The sequence below is a fragment of the Zobellella maritima genome (assembly GCF_003075035.1).
Taxonomy (GTDB): domain Bacteria; phylum Pseudomonadota; class Gammaproteobacteria; order Enterobacterales; family Aeromonadaceae; genus Oceanimonas; species Oceanimonas maritima.
Genome location: NZ_QCZE01000001.1, coordinates 1495251 through 1515993 on the forward strand (window position 1 = coordinate 1495251; position 20743 = coordinate 1515993).

Annotated in this window: 19 protein-coding genes; 9 read left to right on the forward strand and 10 right to left on the reverse strand. The window is 55.5% G+C overall.

Annotation, left to right across the window (positions count from 1 at the left end):
• Positions 1–15: 15 nt before the first annotated feature.
• The 10 genes from DCS96_RS06890 to tkt form a co-directional block, all read right to left on the reverse strand.
• Positions 16–1926, reverse strand: a complete 1911-nt coding sequence (locus DCS96_RS06890) for a bifunctional diguanylate cyclase/phosphodiesterase (protein WP_116473568.1) — start codon at positions 1924–1926, stop codon at positions 16–18.
• Position 1927: 1 nt separating this feature from the next.
• Positions 1928–2614 carry a transglutaminase-like cysteine peptidase gene (locus tag DCS96_RS06895; RefSeq protein ID WP_116473569.1) on the reverse strand — a complete coding sequence of 229 codons (687 nt, stop codon included), beginning with the start codon at positions 2612–2614 and terminating at the stop codon, positions 1928–1930.
• Positions 2615–2632: 18 nt separating this feature from the next.
• Positions 2633–3229 carry an OmpA family protein gene (locus DCS96_RS06900; protein ID WP_116473570.1) on the reverse strand — a complete coding sequence of 199 codons (597 nt, stop codon included), beginning with the start codon at positions 3227–3229 and terminating at the stop codon, positions 2633–2635.
• Between the two features lie 17 nt (positions 3230–3246).
• Positions 3247–4578 (reverse strand): TolC family outer membrane protein, encoded by a 1332-nt coding sequence (locus DCS96_RS06905; RefSeq protein ID WP_116473571.1) that lies wholly within the window; start codon positions 4576–4578, stop codon positions 3247–3249.
• A 21-nt stretch (positions 4579–4599) separates the two neighbouring features.
• Positions 4600–6003: an HlyD family type I secretion periplasmic adaptor subunit gene (locus tag DCS96_RS06910; protein ID WP_232818199.1), complete on the reverse strand. Its 1404-nt coding sequence runs from the start codon at positions 6001–6003 to the stop codon at positions 4600–4602.
• Positions 5996–8140: a type I secretion system permease/ATPase gene (locus tag DCS96_RS06915; RefSeq protein ID WP_116473572.1), complete on the reverse strand. Its 2145-nt coding sequence runs from the start codon at positions 8138–8140 to the stop codon at positions 5996–5998. Before DCS96_RS06915 ends, DCS96_RS06910 begins: the two co-directional genes overlap by 8 nt.
• 164 nt (positions 8141–8304) lie before the next feature.
• On the reverse strand, positions 8305–9384 hold the full coding sequence (gene fbaA, locus DCS96_RS06920; protein WP_116473573.1) for a class II fructose-bisphosphate aldolase: 1080 nt from the start codon (positions 9382–9384) through the stop codon (positions 8305–8307).
• Between the two features lie 74 nt (positions 9385–9458).
• Positions 9459–10622, reverse strand: coding sequence for a phosphoglycerate kinase (gene pgk, locus DCS96_RS06925; protein WP_116473574.1), 1164 nt, complete (start codon positions 10620–10622; stop codon positions 9459–9461).
• Positions 10623–10664: 42 nt separating this feature from the next.
• Positions 10665–11687, reverse strand: a complete 1023-nt coding sequence (gene epd, locus DCS96_RS06930) for an erythrose-4-phosphate dehydrogenase (RefSeq protein WP_116473575.1) — start codon at positions 11685–11687, stop codon at positions 10665–10667.
• Between the two features lie 273 nt (positions 11688–11960).
• Positions 11961–13958, reverse strand: coding sequence for a transketolase (tkt, locus tag DCS96_RS06935; RefSeq protein WP_116473576.1), 1998 nt, complete (start codon positions 13956–13958; stop codon positions 11961–11963).
• 227 nt (positions 13959–14185) lie between these two features.
• Between tkt and metK the strand changes: the two genes are divergently transcribed.
• The 9 genes from metK (at position 14186) to DCS96_RS06980 (ending at position 20709) form a co-directional block, all read left to right on the forward strand.
• Positions 14186–15337: a methionine adenosyltransferase gene (gene metK / locus DCS96_RS06940; protein WP_116473577.1), complete on the forward strand. Its 1152-nt coding sequence runs from the start codon at positions 14186–14188 to the stop codon at positions 15335–15337.
• 47 nt (positions 15338–15384) lie between these two features.
• Complete coding sequence (locus DCS96_RS06945) at positions 15385–15873, forward strand: SprT family zinc-dependent metalloprotease (RefSeq protein WP_198649943.1); 489 nt, start codon at positions 15385–15387, stop codon at positions 15871–15873.
• A gap of 74 nt (positions 15874–15947) precedes the next feature.
• Positions 15948–16421, forward strand: coding sequence for a peroxiredoxin (locus tag DCS96_RS06950; protein WP_116473578.1), 474 nt, complete (start codon positions 15948–15950; stop codon positions 16419–16421).
• 121 nt (positions 16422–16542) lie between these two features.
• On the forward strand, positions 16543–17247 hold the full coding sequence (locus tag DCS96_RS06955; RefSeq protein WP_116473579.1) for an endonuclease: 705 nt from the start codon (positions 16543–16545) through the stop codon (positions 17245–17247).
• Entirely contained in the window at positions 17225–17956 is a 732-nt protein-coding gene (gene rsmE / locus DCS96_RS06960) for a 16S rRNA (uracil(1498)-N(3))-methyltransferase (protein WP_116473580.1), read from the forward strand. Before DCS96_RS06955 ends, rsmE begins: the two co-directional genes overlap by 23 nt.
• Positions 17953–18900: a glutathione synthase gene (gene gshB, locus DCS96_RS06965; RefSeq protein ID WP_116473581.1), complete on the forward strand. Its 948-nt coding sequence runs from the start codon at positions 17953–17955 to the stop codon at positions 18898–18900. The genes rsmE and gshB overlap by 4 nt, the downstream gene beginning before the upstream one ends.
• A 46-nt stretch (positions 18901–18946) precedes the next feature.
• Positions 18947–19504, forward strand: a complete 558-nt coding sequence (locus tag DCS96_RS06970; protein ID WP_116473582.1) for a YqgE/AlgH family protein — start codon at positions 18947–18949, stop codon at positions 19502–19504.
• On the forward strand, positions 19501–19923 hold the full coding sequence (ruvX, locus tag DCS96_RS06975) for a Holliday junction resolvase RuvX (RefSeq protein ID WP_116473583.1): 423 nt from the start codon (positions 19501–19503) through the stop codon (positions 19921–19923). The genes DCS96_RS06970 and ruvX overlap by 4 nt, the downstream gene beginning before the upstream one ends.
• 318 nt (positions 19924–20241) lie before the next feature.
• Positions 20242–20709 (forward strand): DUF695 domain-containing protein, encoded by a 468-nt coding sequence (locus DCS96_RS06980; protein WP_116473584.1) that lies wholly within the window; start codon positions 20242–20244, stop codon positions 20707–20709.
• Positions 20710–20743: the final 34 nt, after the last annotated feature.

A 20743-nucleotide genomic window follows, 5' to 3' on the forward strand; every position in this document is an offset into this window, starting at 1 on the left:
AAAATCGAATGGTAATTAGTCAAGGGATTCAATCGGACTAACGAACCCTTGATAGGCATCGATATGCAGCCGGGACAAGCTATCCCGCTGCTCCATATTCTCAACTCGGGTAGCGATAACGGTAGCACCAATGTTATGAGCGACGCGACATACTGCCGCCAAAAACGCATCATCATAATCCGCATCGAGTATCTGGTTGGTATAGGCATGGTCCACCTTGACATAAGCAGGCCGCAGCCTGGCAAGATGACCCAGAATATCGAAGTGACGGCCAAAATGATCGATGCCCCACTTCACATTCAGCGAGCCGAGGTACTGCTCCATGGGTACCTTGCCATGGGCGAAAACACTTTCGGGTATTTCCAGAAAGAGGCGTTCCGCGGCCAGTCTATGTTGTGTCAGGGTAAGCGACAACTGATTCCAAAATGTGTCGTTATGGCAACTTTGCTGAGTCAGGTTAACCGCCAATTTTAATGATGTATCGGCTTCCAGTTTATCCAGTGCCTTGTCAATGATGTAGCCGTCAAACTCAGCCCCCATATTGAATCTTTCAACCACGCTCATAAACTCGCTCGCATTGAACAATACATCATCTTTTTTTATAGCGGTAAACAGCTCCCGATGATAAGAGCTACCATTGAAGGTTTGTACATTTTGAGAGGAAAACAACAGCTGCTCATGGTGAATCGCCTCTGCGATAAGCTTTTTCCATGCCAATCGGCCCAGTCTGGCCGATGGACCTTGCTGCTCAACAACCACAGCGCCAAGGTCTTCCATCCGGGCTTTGTTCAGGGCGTTATCCGCACTTGCCAGTAAATTTGAAACAGACGCGCCTTTATGAAAGACACTGATCCCCACCACTGAAAAATCATCCCCTTCTACCGGATTAACCACCAGTTCGGCTATAACCCTGTTTATTTCATGGCCTAACATTGTCAGTTTATCAGTGTCATTTTCTGGTATCAGCAAAGCATACTCATTGGCGGATATTCGCGACAATGCAAACTCATGATAGCGACTACATACCTTACGTAAGTTATCGGCGATGGTTCTGACCATGTGATCACGTGCCGCGAAGCCTTCATCCTGATAAACTTTATCGAGCAGAACGGCAGATACCAGGATGACAGCCCCCTGGGTACCGTCTGCCAGCCAGGAGGAGGCCTGAGAGACAAAGTAGGATCTGTTCCCCAGGCCAGAGGTTTCATCAAAAAATGCCTTCTGCCTTAATCGCTCCACCTCCCTGGCCTGTTCATCAAACTGAAACTCAAGCTTTTCGGACATGTTATTGATGGCGCTGACCACATCTCTCAACTCGCGTGTGGCCGGTAAGGGAATCTTCTTGCCAAAATGATGCAGCTCTATTTCCTTGGCTTGGTGGCGGATCATAAACAAGGGTTTGAGCAAATAGCGTAAAGCTACAATTAGGGATATCCAGGCTATAACAAAAAAGAACAAAAACCAGCTGGCCAGCCTGCTCATACCCTTCCACAATTCATAATAAGCCTGATTAGGATGCCCCTCTATATAGAGCTTTCCTAATTGCAACCAGCCTGATGTCAGTACTGTTTCATAGCTGACACTCTTAAATAAATCGAGCCCCACGAACCATGCCGGCACCCGTAGCGGATAATTGAGATTCTCTCGTAAAATACGATCATCCGCAGCCAGTAAATCCAGCCTGACCGTGCGATAAAAACCACCATCAAAGACAGCATTAATAACAGATTCAGCCCCGACTTTATCGCTGGTTTCCAGATAAGGTGTAAGTGCCAGCCCCAGAGAGGTCGCCGTGTTTACCACGTTAGTGTATTGCTGCTCAGCCAAATAATCACGTGTGGATTTAAACAGCGCAAGATAAGCTGTAATAAACAACACCGCAAACAGCAATAAAATTGTAATCAAGAGCTGACGATACAATGTCATATTATAGTTCCAGATTTATTTTTGGTCTGTTTAGGCGATTGACACCAAAACGGCTACGCAGATCATTCCACAAGGATAAACGCGAAGCCTGCCCCGCTAACTCCCCTCTGCCTCTTTCCTTCATCAGCCAGAGGTGTTGCCCGTTGAAACTGTAAACCGGCGCCAAATCCGTTCTTTGGGTTGCCGGACGAATAGTCTCTTCAAGGTTATCCAGGATCAAGGGGACCGAACTGGGGGTGGGGTAATAGGCGACGACCATATGAAACTGATCCAGGCGCAATGCCTTGACATAGACCAGCCTCAGCGTCTCATCCGAGATACCCAGCTCAAGCAAAGAGAAATATTTAGCGACACTGAAGTCTTCACAATCGCCTCCCGCCGCGCCCAACATTTCCAACGGCGTAGCCCAGTAATCATCCTTGCCCCATAGCTTGATGTCATCAATAAAATGGAAGCGGTTAAAAAATCGATTCACCCTGTTCAGGATTTCCTGATCACTCCAGCCGGCTCCCTGTCCTTCACGTACCAGCTGTCTCCAGTCCCGGGCGCGCTGACCGCCCCTTTCACCATAAAAGGCTTTCACCGCAGAGACCATGGCCTCATCTTCCGATGTCAAAGACTGGGCGGGCAATATCAGCAATACACTGATAAACAAGCCCACCCAAATATGCAATACAGAGGATCTCATCCTTGCGGCGACAGGGGATCATTCTTCCATACTATATACAGTCCAACGCATCCTGGTGCCTTCCCTGGAGTCGGCCAAGGCCCCCACTACCCGACGATTGGCGGCCGCGGACTCTTCATCCTCCTCGTTGTCCACCATGATTAACGGCTTGCTTTCGCCAAAGCCGATGATATCGAGGCGGTCACCGGAAATACCTCCCTTGATAAGCGCCGCCCTCACTGCCTCTGCACGCCGCTTGGAAAGTGCCAGGTTATATTCTTCACTGCCCACCTTGCTGGCATGCCCTTCGATCAGCAGCAGCTTTTCCGGGGTTTTGGTCATAAACCCGGCCATATCATTGATCGCGGTTCTGTATTCCGGTTTGATAGCAGAGCTGTCATGATCGAACAATACCAGCAAGTCCTGTTTCAGCTCCTGGGTCGAGCCTTGATGGCACCCGACATTATCGACTTCTGCGCCACTCGGTGAGTCGCCGCACTGCTCCCTGGCATTAACAACGCCGTCCCAGTCGGGATCAGTCAAATCGAAGGCAGCAACCGTTTCCCGTTCTGGTTCTGCTGTCAAAGAGCAACCGACCAATGGCAACAAGAGCAACATCAGTATCCATGATTTCATCGCAATTCTCCCTTTGCTTATTCATTTTCATTGCTGGCTAACCATTGTTCCGGATAGGTAAACCGCAGCGAGTCCAACAACTGACCGGTTGCATTCATGATGCGGTATTCGGCGAGTAACTGATCGTACTCGGCGTTAATATAAGAACGACGGGCCTCAAACAGTTCATTTTCGGTGTTCAGTACATCCAAAAGGGTTCGGCTGCCCAGGCTGAATTGTTTCTTGTAAGCACCCACCGTATCAAAGCCGGACTCGACATGCTGTCGTAAAAACTCTTTCTGCAGGCCCAACGCCTCATACGCAACCCATGCCAGTCGAGTCCCCTCATTTGCCTGACGGAGGGCATTCATATGAATGTCTTTTGCCTGCATTTCCAGTGCCGATGTTGAACGGCTACGGGCCAAGTCGGCACCACCGTTAAACAGGTTGTAGCGCAAGCGAACCATGGCGGTAAAATCTTCATAATGTCCGCGAACCCCGTCAATATCTTCATCCCAGTTTTGATCCAGTTCGATGGAAATATTAGGATAGAAGCCGGATTTGGCATCCTGATGCTGATAACGGGCCGCTTCGGCGTCATGCACTGCCGATATGACCGTCGGATTGTTTTCTTGTGCCTTGGCCAGGGCATCATCCAGGGTAGCAGGCAGATAGTCGGCATCGGGCTTGGGTTGGCGTAATTCCGACGGAACCTGATTCACCAAAGAAATAAAACGGCTTTCGGCATCACGCTGATTGTTTTCCGCTGCCGTCATATTGGAGTAGGCGCGGGCGACCCGACCCCGTATTTGAGTAAGATCCGCACTGGAGCCGAGTCCGGAGGTCGTGCGTTTTTGTATATCCGCCATGATCTGTTCATGGGTTTCCAGATTCCGCCGCGACAACTTGACGATTTCCGTATGCCGCAGTAAATCAAGATAGACCTCTGTTACCCGCAGGGCTATGTCTTCGGCATTGGCCAAGAGCGCATACCGCTGGGCATCGGCCTCGGCCTGGGTCCGGTTCACATTGCTGGGAGTCTTGAAGCCGTCAAACAGCATCTGCCGCAAGGATATACCCAACTCCTCTCGGGTCAGGGTTTTATCGCTACGAGGGTTGCCATCACGCACACCCGGGCTGTCGGTATATTCATAGCCAATGCCGGCATCGGCATCCACTTTTGGTAAATAACCGGCAAACGCCACATCCTTTTCATATTGCTTTGACTGGTAGAGATGAAAGGCTTCCTTGACCCTGGGATGAGTCATCAGGGTCTGGGTTACCGCCTCTTCCAGCGTCTGAGACTGTGCTTGGCCTGGCAGCCATAGAGCTGTTGCCACCACAGCAGCGACGATAGAGTACTTTCTCATATCTTAAACTCCTTTTTATTTTTAGCGTTCTCTCAAGGCACTTTGTTTGGCTCTTAAAATAGGCTTCAACAGGTAATCCAATACCGTTTTTTTACCTGTAATAATGTCTACTCCCGCTTGCATCCCCGGGATAATCCGCAATGGCGCGTCCTCGGCACCCAAAAAACTCTCATAGGTACGAATGGTAGCCAGGTAAAAGGTGTTGCCCTCTTCATCCTGGATTGAGTCGGCGCTTATTTTTTCGACCTCCCCCTTCAAGCCTCCATAAATAGTAAAATCATAGGCGGTGAACCTGACCATTGCCTCCAATCCCGGCCGTAAAAAACCAATATCCTTGGGGGAAAGTCGTGCTTCAATCAACAGGGTGTCTTCCAAGGGGACGATTTCTACCAATGCCATTCCCGGCTGGATTACTCCGCCCACCGTATTGACGTTGAGTGTTTTTACCGTGCCTTTTAGTGGAGAGATGACCAGGGTACGTTTCACCCTGTCCTGCAAGCCCACGGCCCCCTCCTGCAACTGCGCCTGACGGTTGCGACGTTCGCTCAGCTCTTTCTGGGCATCGGATCTAAACGTCAGGGCCACTTCCTTACGCTTGTAAATATTTTCCCGCAGGGAGGCATCCAGCTTGGGCAGTAACAACCGGGTCGACTCCAGCTCCCCCTGCAGCTCGTTCAACTGGCGCTCCAGCCGCAGTATTTCTACCTCGGGAACCACTCCTTCCCGCGCCAGGGGACGACTGATATTCACCTCCCTGGCAACCAGGGACACGCCGCGCTGTAAGGTCCTGATCCGGGCATTGGTCTCGATCACTTCCTGCTCGCGCTGGGCTATCTGTTGTCCGAAAATGGATAACTGGTTGTTGAGGTAGTCAATACGCTCGCTGAATACCGCCTGCTGCACTTCTGCCTGTCCCGGGTAGTCCCGCTGAAATGCCTCGCTAAACACCAATGGCTGCCGGGTCAGCTTGACCTGTTCTCGCCAGGCCAGCTTGGCGTCATCTGAAACGCTGATGCTGTTTACTTCGGCCTGTAAACGGATGATATCGCCTTGCAGGGAGGCAATCTCCTGTCCCCGCTCACGCAAATCGGAGCGAAAACGGGTGTCATCGATCAACAACAGGGGCTGGTCCTTCTCTACTTGCTGACCTTCATGAATATAGAGTTCGCGTACTATGCCGCCTTCCAGGTTGGACACCACCTGGATTTGTTGTGACGGAATAACGGTCCCCTCACCGGAAGTCACTTCGTCCAGATGGGCAAAATGTGCCCAGCCAATGGCGACGGCAACAAACAGCAGCATGCACCAGAGCAAAACCCGTGCCCCCCTTGGGGTAGTCAGCAACACCGCCGCCGCCGTATCATTGCTGTAATCAAGCAGCTCGGGAGGAATGGCCTTCTGTTTCATTTTCTGCCTGCTAGCCATTGCTCACCTCCTGCGCCCTGACCTTGCCGGCTCTCAGCTGCTGCAGTACCCGCTCTTTTGGGCCATCGGCAACGATGGCGCCCTGCTCCAATACGATCAGCCGGTCCACTATTTCCAGCATGGAGGTCCTGTGGGTAATCAGGATCAGGGTGGTTTCCGCCGCCAGTTTGGCCAGTTCTTTGCGGATATAAAACTCCGAGCGGTTATCCATATTCGAGGTGGGCTCATCGAAAATAAGGATCGGAGGATCATTCAACAGGGCCCGGGCAATGGCAATGGCCTGCCGCTGCCCCCCCGATAACTGCCTGCCGCCCTCACCCACCTGTCTGTCCAGCCCCTCGGGATCCTGATTGGTAAACAGGGTGACCCCGGCCCGCTGGGCCGCACGCAGCACCCGGCTTTCATCGGCCAGGGGGTTGGCAATCACGATATTGTCGCGGATAGAGCCATAAAACAGGGTAACGTCCTGGGGGACACAGCCCACGTTACGCCGCAATGCCGCCGGTTGCAGCTGACCGATATCGATGCCGTCCACCTGTATGGTTCCCTCGGTGGTTTGATACAGGCCCACCAGCAAGCGTTCCAGGGTCGTCTTGCCGGAGCCGATACGCCCGATAATGGCCACCTTCTCTCCCGCCTTGATCTGCAGAGAGACCTGATTGATGACCCTGTGCTCGCTGCCCGGGTAAGTAAAGGACACCTTGTTAAATCGGATATCTCCCCTGAACAGGGGATGGTGGATATAGCGTCGTCCCGGTTCTTGTTCGTCGGGCGAAGACATAATCTGTTCGAGTATGATCATCGCCGACTTTGCCTGGTTATAACGGGTAGACAGCACGGATAACTGCACCATGGGAGCGATGGCACGACCGCTGAGCATCACCGACGCAATCAGCCCCCCCATCGACAGGTTACCTTCGGCAATCAGATAAACACCGTAGAGGATCAGGGCCACTGTGCCAAATTGCTGGGTGATGCTGGCCAAGGTGGAGACCGAATTGGTGAGTTTGCGGGTGGTGATACCCCAGTTGGCGATATGGCTGACCGCCTGCTCCCACTTGTGCTGAAAGGTGCCCTGGGCGCCGAACAACTTGATGGTCTCAAGGCCGGCGATGCCTTCTACCAGGTTGGCATTTTTTTGAGAGGCCAGCCGCGCACCTTCCTCTATGCTTTTACTCAGGGGTCTTTGTACCAGGAGGCCGTAACAGGCCAGAACCAGGATGGCAATGATGGGAACCAGCACCATATTGCCGGCAAAAATCCAGATAACCAGTAAAAAAAGCATGGAAAAGGGAATATCCACCAAGGCGGAGACGGTCGCCGACGTTAAAAAATCCCTGACCGTCTCGAACTCCTGCAGGTGCCTGGCAAATGCGCCGGTAGAGGGCGGTCGGGCCTCCATTCTCATCCCCATCACCTTGGAAAAGATATTGGCCGATAGCAGCACATCCGACTTTTTACCCGCAATATCGATAAAATAGCTGCGCAGCATGCGCATTAAAAAATCAAACAGCAGCACAAGACACACCCCGGTGGCCAGCACCCAGAGGGAGTCAAAGGCCAGGTTGGGCACTATCTTGTCGTAGACATTCATGGTGAACAGGGGCACCACTACCGCAAACAGGTTGATTAACAGGGAGGCGATCAGCACATCCCGATAGATAGATGCCGATTGCCAGAGAATCCCCCAAAACCAATGGCCGTCATGATGATGCAGACTTTGGGGGGAACGTTCGTCGTAACGAAACTTGGGCTTGATAAAAAACAGGCTGCCGCCATAACACTGTTCCAGCTGTTCAAACGCCAGCCACTGCTCGCCTTCGCCCGACTCGGGCAAGAGCACCTTGGCCCGCTTGTTGTCATCCAGCGCCAGCAGCACACAGGCGTCGCCGTCGTTAAGCAACAGGATGCAGGGCAGCAACAACTCCGACAGCCCGGTCAGGGCCTGATGGCTAAAACGAACCGATAACTGGGCGCGCTCAGCCGCCCGGGACAACAGCAAAGGGGTCAGCTTGCCGTCGGCCAGGGGCAAGCCGGCGGTCAGCGCTTCGCCCTGATGGGGAAGACCGTAATATTTGCTCAAAAACACCAGGCTCTCCAGCAGCGGATCCTGGCAATTGATGTGGAGTTCCTGCATCCCTGTCCACGTTCACGTCCTGTATGTTAAACCTAAGTCTAGTCAGAGATATTGAGTTATAAGACAAATTTTAATCGGAGAGGGGGAGCAGTCAGCGTCGGATTACTCAAAAAAATACCGGCCCTAAGGCCGGTATCCATCATCAGCAGAAACAGACAGGGGTATTACAGTACATTTACCGCGTTCAGCTCGGTGAAAGCCTGTTCCAGACGGGCAATCATGGCGTTTTGACCTTCGCGCAGCCAGACCCGGGGGTCGTAATATTTCTTGTTGGGCTTGTCATCGCCGTCCGGGTTGCCAATCTGGCCCTGCAGGTAGGCTTCCTTCGCCTTGTAGTAGTCCATGACGCCGGCCCAGGTGGCCCACTGGGTGTCGGTGTCGATGTTCATCTTGATCACACCGTAGCCGATGGACTCCTTGATTTCTTCGGCAGAAGAGCCGGAGCCGCCGTGGAACACAAAGTTCAGGGACTTGGCGGGCAGGCCGAACTTCTCGGAGACATACTTCTGGGAGTTGTCGAGGATCTTCGGGGTCAGCTTGACATTGCCCGGCTTGTACACGCCGTGTACGTTACCGAAGGAGGCAGCAATGGTGAACTTGTCGCTGACGGCACTCAGCTTCTCGTAGGCATAGGCCACGTCTTCCGGCTGAGTATAGAGCATGGAGCTGTCCATGCCGGTATTGTCCACCCCGTCCTCTTCACCGCCGGTGCAACCCAGCTCGATTTCCAGGGTCATGCCGATCTTGCTCATCCGTTCTAGGTACTTGGCACAGATCTCGATATTTTCTTCCAGGCTCTCTTCGGACAGGTCGATCATGTGCGAGCTGAATAGCGGCTTGCCAGTCTCGGCAAAGTGCCGTTCACCGGCGTCCAGCAGGCCGTCGATCCAGGGCAGCAGCTTCTTGGCGGCATGGTCGGTATGCAGTATCACAGGCACACCGTAAGCCTCGGCCAACGCATGTACATGGTGAGCACCGGAAATGGCGCCCAGCACAGCGGCCTGATGACCTTCCAGTTTCAGGCCCTTGCCGGCGAAGAAAGCGGCGCCGCCATTAGAAAACTGGATAACCACAGGCGCTTTTACCTTGGCGGCAGATTCCATTACCGCATTGATGGAATCGGTACCCACTACGTTAACCGCCGGCAGGGCAAAGGCATTTTCCTTGGCGATGGCAAAAATCTTTTGCATGTCATCACCGCTGACCACACCCGGCTTAACCACATCAAAAATCTTCTGAGACATTATCTAGCTCCTGTTGTTTTATTCCCATAACCGGCCAGGGCGAGTGGCCGGATGAGTGAAATCAATCGTTTCAATTAGCCGTTGGCCCTTTGTTCGAGCATGGCCACGGCAGGCAGTGTCTTGCCTTCGACAAACTCCAGGAAGGCGCCGCCACCGGTAGAGATATAGGAAATGTTATCCTTAATACCAAACAGGTCGATTGCCGCCAGGGTGTCGCCACCGCCGGCAATGGAGAAAGCATCACTCTCGGCAATGGCCTTGGCCACAATTTCGGTGCCGCGCCGGAAATTCTCAAATTCGAACACGCCGACCGGGCCATTCCAGATAATGGTCTTGGCGCTTTTCAGGATCTCGGCCAGACGTTCGGCAGACGCATCGCCCAAGTCCAGGATCTGTTCCTGATCGGTCACCTCGGACACATCCTTGAGCGTGGCCGGGGCGGTATCGGAGAACTCGGAGGCGGTACGCACATCGGTGGCCAGGGGAATATCACACTTGGCCATCAGTCGCTTGGCCTCGGGGATCAGGTCTGCCTCGTACAGGGATTTGCCCACATTGTGGCCGGCGGCGGCGACAAAAGTATTGGAGATACCACCACCGACCACCAGCTGATCGGCAATGCCCGACAGAGACTCAAGCACAGTCAGCTTGGTCGATACCTTGGAGCCGCCAACCACGGCAACCATGGGACGGGCCGGATTATCCAGTGCCTTGGCCAGGGCGTCCAGCTCGGCAGACAACAAGGGACCGGCACAGGCCACGGTAGCAAATTTGGCAACACCATGGGTCGATGCCTGGGCACGGTGGGCGGTACCAAAAGCATCCATCACGAACACATCACAGAGGGCGGCGTACTGGCGGGACAGGGTCTCGTCGTCTTTTTTCTCGCCCTTGTTGAAGCGTACGTTTTCCAGCACCACCAGCTCGCCGGCGGCAAGATCGACGCCATTCAGGTAGTCCCTGGCCAGGCGCACGGGTGCGGACAGTTTGTCCTTGAGGTAGGCCACCACCGGCTGCAGAGAAAACTCCTCGGCATATTCGCCTTCGGTGGGCCGTCCCAGGTGAGACGTCACCATCACCTTGGCGCCCTGGGCCAAGGCGGCTTCTATGGTCGGCAGGGAAGCCAGGATACGGGCATCGGAGGTCACCTTGCCGTCTTTTACCGGTACATTGAGGTCGGCCCGGATCAGCACGCGTTTGCCGGCCAGATCCAACTCATTCATCTTGATTACAGACATATGGTCCTCTTTCTGTAAGTACAAAGTGTTGTAAAAAAACGATTAACGCTGACTATTTCCCGCCGCCATCCAGGTCAGGCTGGTATCCAGCATGCGATTGGCAAAGCCCCACTCATTATCACACCACATCAGCATCTTGATCAGGTTGGCATCGCTGACACGGGTCTGGGTGCCGTCGATAATGGAAGAATGAGGATCATGGTTGAAATCCACCGATACCAACGGCGCTTCTGTATAGTCAAGAATACCTTTGAGCGCCCCTGCCGCGGCCTGCTTCAACACCCGATTGACCTCTTCTACCGTGGCCTTGTTTTCCACGATCACACTCAAGTCCATGGCCGTCACATTGATGGTCGGCACACGCACCGATATGGCTTCAAATTTACCGGCAAAATGGGGCAGGATGCGCTCTACTCCCTTGGCCAGCTTGGTATCCACCGGAATGATGGACTGGCTGGCGGCACGGGTCCGACGCAGATCCGAATGGTAGGCATCGATCACCTGCTGATCATTCATCGCCGAATGAATTGTAGTAATATTACCACATTTTATATTAAAAACTTTGTGCAATGTCTCAATTACCGGCACCACACAGTTGGTTGTGCAGGAGGCATTTGACACTATGACTTCATTTCCGGTCAGTTGCTGATGATTAACCCCATAGACAATGGTGGCATCCACATCGGCATCGGCCGGGTGGGAAAACAAGACTTTACGGGCCCCCGCCTGCAGGTGCAGCTCGGCATCGGCCCGGCTCGACAACACGCCGGTGCAATCCAGCACCAGATCCACCTCCAGCTCGGACCAGGGCAGATTGGCCGCGTTTTGCTCATGGCATAGACGAATGCTGTCTCCCTCTATGTCAAGACAGCCCGGCTTCAGGTTCACCTCGTGGCGAAAACGGCCATGGCTGGAGTCATACCGGGTCAGGTGGGCGATGGCATCGGGTTCGGCCAGCTCATTGATGGCCACGATTTTCATCTGCTTATCCAGGCCCCTTTCATAGAGGGCCCGTAAGACACTACGTCCAATACGGCCATAGCCGTTAATGGCAACTCGGATCATGAAGTTAAGGTTCCTGCTCGCTATGCAAATTGGGCTGATAATGGCGCATCAGATATGCCGTCATCTGCCGCCGCTATGGACCAAGTCTAACGGGGATTGAGGGTCAGGGGAATGGTTTCACCCCGATGGCCCCGAGCCTGGATTACATAAAAAAAACCGGCTACTAAGAGCCGGCTTTCTGACTGAGCGGCACGCTATCGGGTCCGAACGCCAGCTGCTGCAAGAGCGGCCTCCGCCCGACCCGATATCCGGGCACTCAGTGACTTGCCAGGATTACCCCAGCAGTGCCTTGGCTTTTTCGACCACATTATCGACGCTGAAGCCGAACAGCTTGAACAGATCACCGGCGGGTGCCGACTCACCGAAGCTGCGCATACCGATGATGTCACCGCCAAAGCCCACATACTTGTACCAGTAGTCGGCGATACCCGCTTCTACCGCCAAACGCTTGGTGACCGCCGCAGGCAGCACGCTTTCTTTATATTCGCTGCTCTGGGCGTCGAACACATCGGTACAGGGCAGCGACACCACCCGTACCTGCCTGCCGTCGGCATTCAGTTGCTCACAGGCGGCCATGGCCAGTTCGACTTCGGAGCCGGTAGCAATAATGATCAGCTCAGGGGTACCGGCACAGTCTTTCAGTACATAGCCGCCCTTGGCTACATCGGACAACTGATCGGCGCTGCGCTCCATCTGGCCCAGATTCTGCCGGGAGAAGATCAGGCTGGTAGGACCATCCTGGCGTTCGATGGCGGCTTTCCAGGCAACGGCGGCTTCCACCTGATCACAGGGGCGCCAGGTGCTCATGTTGGGCGTCAGCCGCAAGGAGGCAATCTGCTCTACCGGCTGATGCGTGGGGCCGTCTTCACCCAGGCCTATGCTGTCATGGGTGTAGACGAAGATGGAACGCTGCTTCATCAGGGCCGCCATGCGCACCGCGTTACGGGCATATTCAACGAACATCAGGAAAGTGCCGCCATAGGGAATGAAGCCGTCATGCAGGGCAATACCGTTCATGATGGCGCTCATGCCGAACTCGCGCACCCCGTAGTGCAGGTAGTTGCCGGAGGCATCTTCTGCACTGATCGGCTTGGACGCCTTGTGCATGGTCAGGTTGCTGGGTGCCAGGTCGGCGCTGCCGCCCAGCAGCTCGGGCAGGATAGCGCCATAGGCATCCAGAGCATTCTGGGAAGCCTTGCGGGTGGCTATCTTGGCCGGGTTGGCTTGCAGGGTATTGATAAAGTCGGTGCTTTGCTCGGCCCAGTTGGCCGGCAGCTCACCATTGATACGACGCTTGAATTCGGCCGCCAGCTCGGGGTGAGACGAGGCATAGGCCGCCAGTTTGTCGTTCCAGGCCTGCTCGGCAGCCTGGCCCTTGGTCTTGGCATCCCATTCGCCATAGATATCGGCGGGGACCTCAAACGGCGCATGGCTCCAGCCCAGCTGCTCGCGGGTGGCGGCAATTTCCGCGTCACCCAGGGGCGCGCCGTGACAGTCGTGGCTGCCGGCCTTGTTGGGAGAACCGAAGCCAATAACGGTCCGGCAGCAGATCAGGGTCGGCTTGCCGGTTTCCGCCTTGGCGGCCTCGATGGCGGCATTGATGGCGGCGCTGTCATGGCCGTCGACCGCGGGGATCACGTGCCAACCGTAGGCTTCGAAGCGCTTGGGCGTGTCGTCGCTGAACCAGCCTTCGACATGGCCGTCGATGGAGATACCGTTGTCATCCCAGAAGGCAATCAGCTTGCCCAATCCCAAGGTACCCGCCAGGGAGCAGGCTTCATGGGAAATACCTTCCATCAGGCAGCCGTCACCCAGGAAGGTATAGGTGTAATGATCCACGACATCATGACCGGGACGGTTGTACTGGGCCGCCAGGGATTTTTCGGCGATAGCCATGCCCACCGCATTGGTGATGCCCTGACCCAACGGGCCTGTGGTGGTTTCCACGCCCGGCGCATAGCCGTATTCCGGATGGCCCGGGGTCTTGGAATGCAGCTGGCGGAATTGCTTGAGATCCTCGATGGACAGCTCGTAGCCGGTCAGGTGCAGCAAAGAGTACAACAGCATGGAACCATGGCCGTTGGATAACACAAAGCGATCCCGGTCGGCCCAGTTGGGGTTGGCTGGGTTATGATTCAGATGATCACGCCACAATACCTCGGCAATATCCGCCATGCCCATGGGGGCTCCGGGGTGGCCAGAATTGGCTTTTTGTACTGCATCCATACTCAATGCGCGAATGGCATTGGCAAGCTCTTTACGAGAAGGCATCGACATCTCCTGGGAATCTCAATCTTCAATGGGGTTAAATGACGGCGTATTGTCCCAAAGACTGGGGGGTGAGCGCAAATCTATTCGCCTGTCATTCTATTTCGCCAAATTTCTGCTACTTTTTGCTGGCAATCGGGCAGGTGGGTAACTAAAATAGCCGTCCAGATGTTAATACCGCCACACGCAATTGGTGCCTGTGGCCCGTAATGTAGGAAACCGAAGCACCCATGGCCAGACTGTTTACCTCCGAGTCCGTATCCGAAGGTCATCCGGACAAGATTGCAGACCAGATCTCCGACGCCGTTCTTGACGCCATCCTGGCCCAGGATCCCAAGGCCCGTGTCGCCTGTGAAACCTATGTCAAAACCGGCATGGTGATCGTCGGTGGTGAAATTTCCACCAGCGCCTGGGTTGATATCGAGGACCTGGCTCGTAAAACCGTACGGGACATCGGTTACACCAGCTCCGACATGGGCTTTGACGGTGACAGCTGTGCGGTATTGAACGCGATCGGCAAGCAGTCTCCCGATATCGCCATGGGTGTGGATCGTAAAGACCCGAAAGAACAAGGTGCCGGCGACCAGGGCCTGATGTTCGGTTATGCTTCAAACGAAACCGACGTGCTGATGCCCGCCCCCATCACCTATGCTCACCGCCTGGTCAAGCGTCAGGCCTATATCCGCAAGAGCCACGAACTGGACTGGCTGCGTCCCGATGCCAAATCCCAGGTGACCTTCGTCTACGACGACGGCAAGCCGGTGGCCATCGATGCGGTCGTGCTGTCTACCCAGCATGGTCCGGACATCGATCAGGAAACCCTGCGCGAAGCGGTAATGGAACATATCATCAAGCCGGTGCTGCCCGCCGAGTTTCTGACCAAGAACACCAAGTACTTTATCAACCCGACCGGCAACTTCGTGATCGGTGGCCCCATGGGCGACTGTGGCCTGACCGGCCGTAAGATCATCGTCGACACATACGGCGGCATGGCCCGCCACGGTGGCGGTGCCTTCTCGGGCAAGGATCCGTCCAAGGTTGACCGCTCCGCCGCCTACGCCGCCCGCTACGTGGCCAAGAACATCGTCGCCGCCGGCCTGGCCGACCGCTGTGAAATCCAGGTGTCCTACGCCATCGGCGTGGCCGAACCGACCTCCATCAGCGTGGAAACCTTCGGCACCGGCAAGGTAGCGGAAGAACTGATCGACGCCCTGGTGCGCGAACACTTCGACCTGCGCCCCTATGGCCTGATCGAGATGCTGGACCTGAACCGTCCCATCTACCAGTCCACCGCCGCCTACGGCCACTTCGGTCGGGAGGAATTCCCCTGGGAAGCGACCGACAAGGCCGAGCTGCTGCGCGACGCCGCCGGCCTGAAATAACCGCATTAAAGGGGAAGCATGAGCTTCCCCTTTTTACATCCGCCAGCGTGGCACTTTCCCCGTCCCTGATTAACCGGGTCAACGCCCGGGTCACCGACTGCCTGATGCTGGCCGGGCAGCAACTCGGCCGTGAGTTTCCCCCTCCCCGTGTCTGCTTCAACCAGGGCGGTCGCATCGCCGGCTCAGCCTGGCTGGAACGCTGGGAGCTGAGATTCAACCCTGTGCTGCTGGCCGACAATATCGAGGCCTTTATCACCGAAATCATCCCCCACGAGGTGGCCCATCTGGTGGTGTTCGCCCAATTCGGCAAAACCAGGCCCCATGGCCGGGAATGGCAGACGGTGATGCGTTCGGTATTCGGCCTCGAACCCCATACCCGGCACCGGCTGGACACCCGCAAGGTAGCGCCGACCTTCAGTTACGATTGCGGCTGCCGGCTGCACAAACTCAGCCTGAGGCGGCACAATAAAATTCAGCGGGGCCAGACCCGGTATTTATGCATGCACTGTGGCAAACTGCTTACCCTGGCCAAGTAGGTTTTTTCCGCTGAAAATGTAATGCCAATCCGGTGTTACCGACTCTGTTTTATCCATTTATCAAGGAGAACAAGATGATCAAGATAGGCTCCCCCCTGCCCGCCCACGAATTCACCATCCTGACCGACGAGGGTAAAACCACCGCCACCAGCGATCAGCTGTTCCAGGGCAAGAAGGTGGTACTGTTCGCTGTGCCCGGTGCCTTTACCCCCACCTGCTCCAACAGCCACCTGCCCGGCTTTGTGGGAGAGGCCGATCGGTTCAAGGCCAAGGGCGTCGATGCCATCTGCTGCCTGTCGGTCAATGATGCCTTCGTGATGCGGGCCTGGCAGCAAGATCAGCAGGCCGACGCCATCACCATGCTCGCCGATGGCGCAGGCACCTTTACCCGGGCTCTGGGCCTGGCCAAGGACACCGGCGAGTTCGGCGGGTTACGAGCCCAGCGCTTCGCACTGGTTGCAGAAAACGGTGTGGTCACGGCACTGAATGTGGAAGCGCCGGGAAAATTCGAGGTCTCTTCCGCCGAGACCATGCTGGCCCTGTTGTAAGCAGAAGCGGGGGGCGGCTCGACTGCCCCCAATACCCAATCCCAAGTATCTCCCCCTTGCCTCTGCGGCCATGGGTGGTAAGCTTTCGTCGCCTATAAATCATTAAAAAGAACAACGAGTCGTGCGCTACCTCATCATTTTACTGGGCCTGTTTTCATGGGTTGCCCAGGCCGAGCCCCTGTCTTTTCGGCAGGCCAAGAAAGTCGCCCCACAAATCTATCAGGGTAACCCCGTTACCTTTTACTGTGGCTGTGATATCAAGCAAAATGGCAAGCAGCTGGTACCCGACCTGGCCAGCTGTGGTTATCAGGTACGCAAGCAGCAGCGCCGGGCCAGTCGCATCGAGTGGGAGCACATAGTGCCCGCCTGGGAACTGGGCCATCAACGCCAATGCTGGCAGCAGGGCGGGCGCAAGAACTGCACCCGCACCGATGCCCAGTTCAAATCGATGGAAGGTGATTTGCACAACCTGGTTCCCACCATCGGTGAGGTAAACGGAGACCGTTCCAACTACCGTTTTTCCGAGTGGAACGGCACGCCTACCCAGTATGGCCGCTGCCAGATGCTGGTCGACTTCAAGGGCCGCAAGGTACAACCACCGGCCGCCAGCCGGGGAACCATAGCCCGTACCTATCTATACATGCAGCAGCAATACAAACTGAAGATAGCCAGTCAGCAGCTGCGACTGTTTGAAGCCTGGAACCGCATGCATCCACCTACCGACTGGGAATGCGAGCGGGATCACCGTATCAATGAACTGCAGGGCAACTTCAATCCCTTCGTCAAGGAGCAATGCGAACATTATGCGTATACCTCGCATCCATGAGCCTCAACCCTTAACTCCGGGCCGCACCCTGTTGCTGTCGGAAGATGGCGCCAACCACGTGGGCCGGGTGCTGCGCATGCAGCCCGGCCAGACGCTGATGTTGTTTGATGGCCGGGGTGGTCAGTATCCGGCCACCATTACCGCCGTGGATAAAAAATCGGTGACGGTTGAAATAGCGGACTTTCAAGACAAAGAAACAGAATCCCCCCTGCACTTTCACCTTGGCCAGGTCATCAGCCGGGGCGACAAGATGGAGTTCACCATCCAGAAATCCGTCGAGCTGGGAGTGAATGTGATCACACCGCTGTTTTCCAGCCGCTGCGGCGTCAAGCTCAGCGGTGAACGCCTTGAGAAAAAGCTGCACCAATGGCAGAAAATCGCCATCGCCGCCTGCGAGCAATGTGGTCGCAACCGGATTCCCGAAATCCGTCCGGCCAGTCCTCTGGAGCAGTGGCTGACCGAACAGACCCGCGAACTGAAATTAAATCTGCACCCCAGAGCCCAATTCAGTGTCAACACCTTGCCGCCACCAGGCGAGGGCGTTAGGCTGCTGGTAGGGCCCGAGGGAGGCCTGTCCGACCAGGAAATCGCCCTCGCCCGCGAGCAGGGATTTATCGACATGCTGCTGGGCCCCCGGGTACTCAGAACAGAAACCGCGGCCATGACCGCCATCACCGCCTTGCAATGCCGTTTCGGAGATCTCGCATGACCATTAAATTGGGAATCGTGATGGACCCTATCCAGTCCATCAATATCAAGAAAGACACCAGCTTCGCCATGCTACTGGAAGCCCAGCGCCGGGGCTATGAGCTCTGGTATATGGAAATGAGCGACCTCAGCATGCTGCAGGGTGAGGCCCTCGGCCGTATGGCCCGGCTGACGGTAAAAGAAGACGCCGACCAGTGGTTTACCCTGGCGCCCGCCGTTTCCTGCCCGCTCGCCGAGCTGGACGTGATCCTGATGCGCAAGGATCCGCCCTTCGATACCGAATATATCTATGCCACCTATTTGCTCGAACAGGCCGAGGAGAAGGGCACCCTGATCGTCAACAAGCCTCAGAGCCTGCGCGACGCCAATGAAAAGCTCTATACCGCCTGGTTCCCGGAATTCACCCCCACCACCCTGGTGACGCGCTCGGCCGAGGATATCCGCGGTTTCCACCGCGAGCACAAGGACATTATTCTCAAACCGCTGGACGGCATGGGCGGGGCTTCCATCTTCCGGATCAAGCAAGACGATCCGAACGTCGGCGTTATCATCGAAACCCTCACCGAACACGGCAGCCGTTACTGCATGGCCCAGGTCTTTATGCCGGCCATTACCGACGGAGACAAGCGGGTGCTGGTGGTGGACGGCGAGCCTGTACCCTATTGCCTGGCACGCATCCCCCAAGGCGGTGAAACCCGAGGGAACCTGGCTGCCGGCGGCCGAGGAGAGGCGCGCCCCCTGAGCGACAGCGATCGCCGCATTGCCGAGACATTGGGACCTATACTCAAGGCAAAAGGGCTGATTTTTGTCGGGCTCGATATCATAGGTGATAAACTGACCGAGGTGAATGTCACCAGTCCCACCTGTGTACGTGAGATAGAAGCCGCCTTCCCGGTCAATATCACCGGCATGCTGATGGACGCCATTGAAAAGCGCCTGGCCTGACAGACCAGCGTCCCGATATAAACTGAAACCAAGACCCCGAGACACTATGGAATCACTCCAACATCATTTTCTAATCGCCATGCCCACACTGAAGGATCCGTTTTTCGCCGGTTCCGTCACCTATATTTGTGAACATAACGAAGAAGGCGCCATGGGTCTGGTGATCAATATCCCCATCGATATGAAGGTGCTGGAGCTGCTTGATCAGCTGGAGCTGGAGCCGGAGGACAACCCTGCGCTAAAGGAAAAACCCGTGCTGCAGGGCGGTCCGGTGGCCGCCGACCGGGGCTTTGTACTGCACAGTCCGCTGGATGGCTTCAGCTCCAGCCAGCAGCTGGCCGAGGACTTGATGATCACCACCTCCCGGGACGTGCTGGAAGTACTGGGCACCGAGCAACAGCCGGAGAAATATCTGGTGGCGCTGGGCTACGCCGGCTGGACCCCGGGACAGCTGGAGCAGGAGCTGGTGGAAAACAGCTGGTTAACCATTCCTGCGGATACCGATCTTATTTTCAATACCCCCCTGTCACAGCGCTGGCATGAAGCCATCGGCCGGCTGGGCATCGACTCCCGTCAGTTGTCCTCCCAGGTGGGACACGCATGAGTGGCGACCGCACCCTGCTCGGATTCGATTATGGCCTGAAAAGCATCGGTGTCGCCATCGGCCAGGAGGTCACCGCCTCGGCTCGTCCGCTGCTGGCGCTGAAAGCCAATGACGGCGTTCCCGACTGGCAGCAGATTGAAAAACTGCTCAAGGAATGGCAACCGGAACTGTTGATCGTCGGCCTGCCGCTCAATATGGACGGCACCGAACAGGAGATCAGCCGTCGTGCCCGCAAGTTCGCCAACCGATTGCACGGTCGCTTTGGCGTTCGGGTCGAGCTGCAGGACGAGCGGCTGACCACCACGGACGCCCGCGCCCGCCTGTTTGAAGCCGGCGGATACAAGGCACTGGGCAAGGATGCGGTGGATGCGGTCTCAGCCCAGTTGATCATCGAATCGTGGATGGAAAGCCGCTATTAACCCCACCTTTTATATATCGAATAGGGGGTTGCCGGCTGGTACCTTTTCGCGGCCCCCGCCCTGTCCGCATCATGCAGGACGCATCAGCCACTGCCGATACCGGTTACTGTGTAACCTGGTTTTTATTTCTGCTGAACCATTTTTCTGTTATCCCGATCCAATGGGTATTAGTATTGAACTTTGAACAAAATAGCGCCAAACTAGTCCTGTTCAATGTAGACGGGAAAAGGAAAGCACTATCCTCTGCCCGATAACCGGGTTGGTGTGGTCAACAAACCGGTTCATCAGCATTTTCAATAGTAGGTCTCAGGAGCTCCGATGACACATTCTGCAGATGTGAAGGGATACCGGGTAGTGATTCCGGAGGAAACGCATACCTTGGTTGAATTCAACCAAAATGACTTGCCGGGCGTTGCGACCATTAATTCCGCCCTGGTCAGCTTCGAGCCCAAAGAGGCTTTCGCATGGCATCTGTCCATCATGATCGAGGCCAAAGAGCTTGGCGATTATAGAATGCCCACACCTCTTGAACAAAAGCTGCTTTATGATTTCGAGGATACGATAGAGCCCACGATCAAAGCCAATGGCAACGCCCTGTTCCTGGCCCGCGTGACTCACGACGGTCGGCGTGAATTGGTCTATCGCATATACGATCCTAAGCCGCTGAACAGTTATTTACAGAACTTGACACAATCCAAAGCCAAGCTGCGGCCATTTGAATTCCAGATGGAACCCGATGAGCACTGGGAAAAAGCCTCATGGTTTATCCAGTCCGTCAGCCGTTAGCACCGCTGTCGGATATGGCGATTCCTCACCTGAA

Excerpts from the sequence above, each read along its gene's own strand:
- DCS96_RS06980 (WP_116473584.1), top strand. The coding sequence starts at position 20,242 with ATGACACATTCTGCAGATGTGAAGGGATACCGGGTAGTGATTCCGGAG.
- metK (WP_116473577.1), top strand. The coding sequence starts at position 14,186 with ATGGCCAGACTGTTTACCTCCGAGTCCGTATCCGAAGGTCATCCGGAC.
- gshB (WP_116473581.1), top strand. The coding sequence starts at position 17,953 with ATGACCATTAAATTGGGAATCGTGATGGACCCTATCCAGTCCATCAAT.
- DCS96_RS06895 (WP_116473569.1), bottom strand. The coding sequence starts at position 2,614 with ATGAGATCCTCTGTATTGCATATTTGGGTGGGCTTGTTTATCAGTGTA.
- DCS96_RS06970 (WP_116473582.1), top strand. The coding sequence starts at position 18,947 with ATGGAATCACTCCAACATCATTTTCTAATCGCCATGCCCACACTGAAG.
- rsmE (WP_116473580.1), top strand. The coding sequence starts at position 17,225 with ATGCGTATACCTCGCATCCATGAGCCTCAACCCTTAACTCCGGGCCGC.
- epd (WP_116473575.1), bottom strand. The coding sequence starts at position 11,687 with ATGATCCGAGTTGCCATTAACGGCTATGGCCGTATTGGACGTAGTGTC.
- DCS96_RS06890 (WP_116473568.1), bottom strand. The coding sequence starts at position 1,926 with ATGACATTGTATCGTCAGCTCTTGATTACAATTTTATTGCTGTTTGCG.
- DCS96_RS06950 (WP_116473578.1), top strand. The coding sequence starts at position 15,948 with ATGATCAAGATAGGCTCCCCCCTGCCCGCCCACGAATTCACCATCCTG.
- DCS96_RS06900 (WP_116473570.1), bottom strand. The coding sequence starts at position 3,229 with ATGAAATCATGGATACTGATGTTGCTCTTGTTGCCATTGGTCGGTTGC.
- DCS96_RS06905 (WP_116473571.1), bottom strand. The coding sequence starts at position 4,578 with ATGAGAAAGTACTCTATCGTCGCTGCTGTGGTGGCAACAGCTCTATGG.
- fbaA (WP_116473573.1), bottom strand. The coding sequence starts at position 9,384 with ATGTCTCAGAAGATTTTTGATGTGGTTAAGCCGGGTGTGGTCAGCGGT.
- DCS96_RS06915 (WP_116473572.1), bottom strand. The coding sequence starts at position 8,140 with ATGCAGGAACTCCACATCAATTGCCAGGATCCGCTGCTGGAGAGCCTG.
- pgk (WP_116473574.1), bottom strand. The coding sequence starts at position 10,622 with ATGTCTGTAATCAAGATGAATGAGTTGGATCTGGCCGGCAAACGCGTG.
- DCS96_RS06910 (WP_232818199.1), bottom strand. The coding sequence starts at position 6,003 with ATGGCTAGCAGGCAGAAAATGAAACAGAAGGCCATTCCTCCCGAGCTG.
- ruvX (WP_116473583.1), top strand. The coding sequence starts at position 19,501 with ATGAGTGGCGACCGCACCCTGCTCGGATTCGATTATGGCCTGAAAAGC.
- tkt (WP_116473576.1), bottom strand. The coding sequence starts at position 13,958 with ATGCCTTCTCGTAAAGAGCTTGCCAATGCCATTCGCGCATTGAGTATG.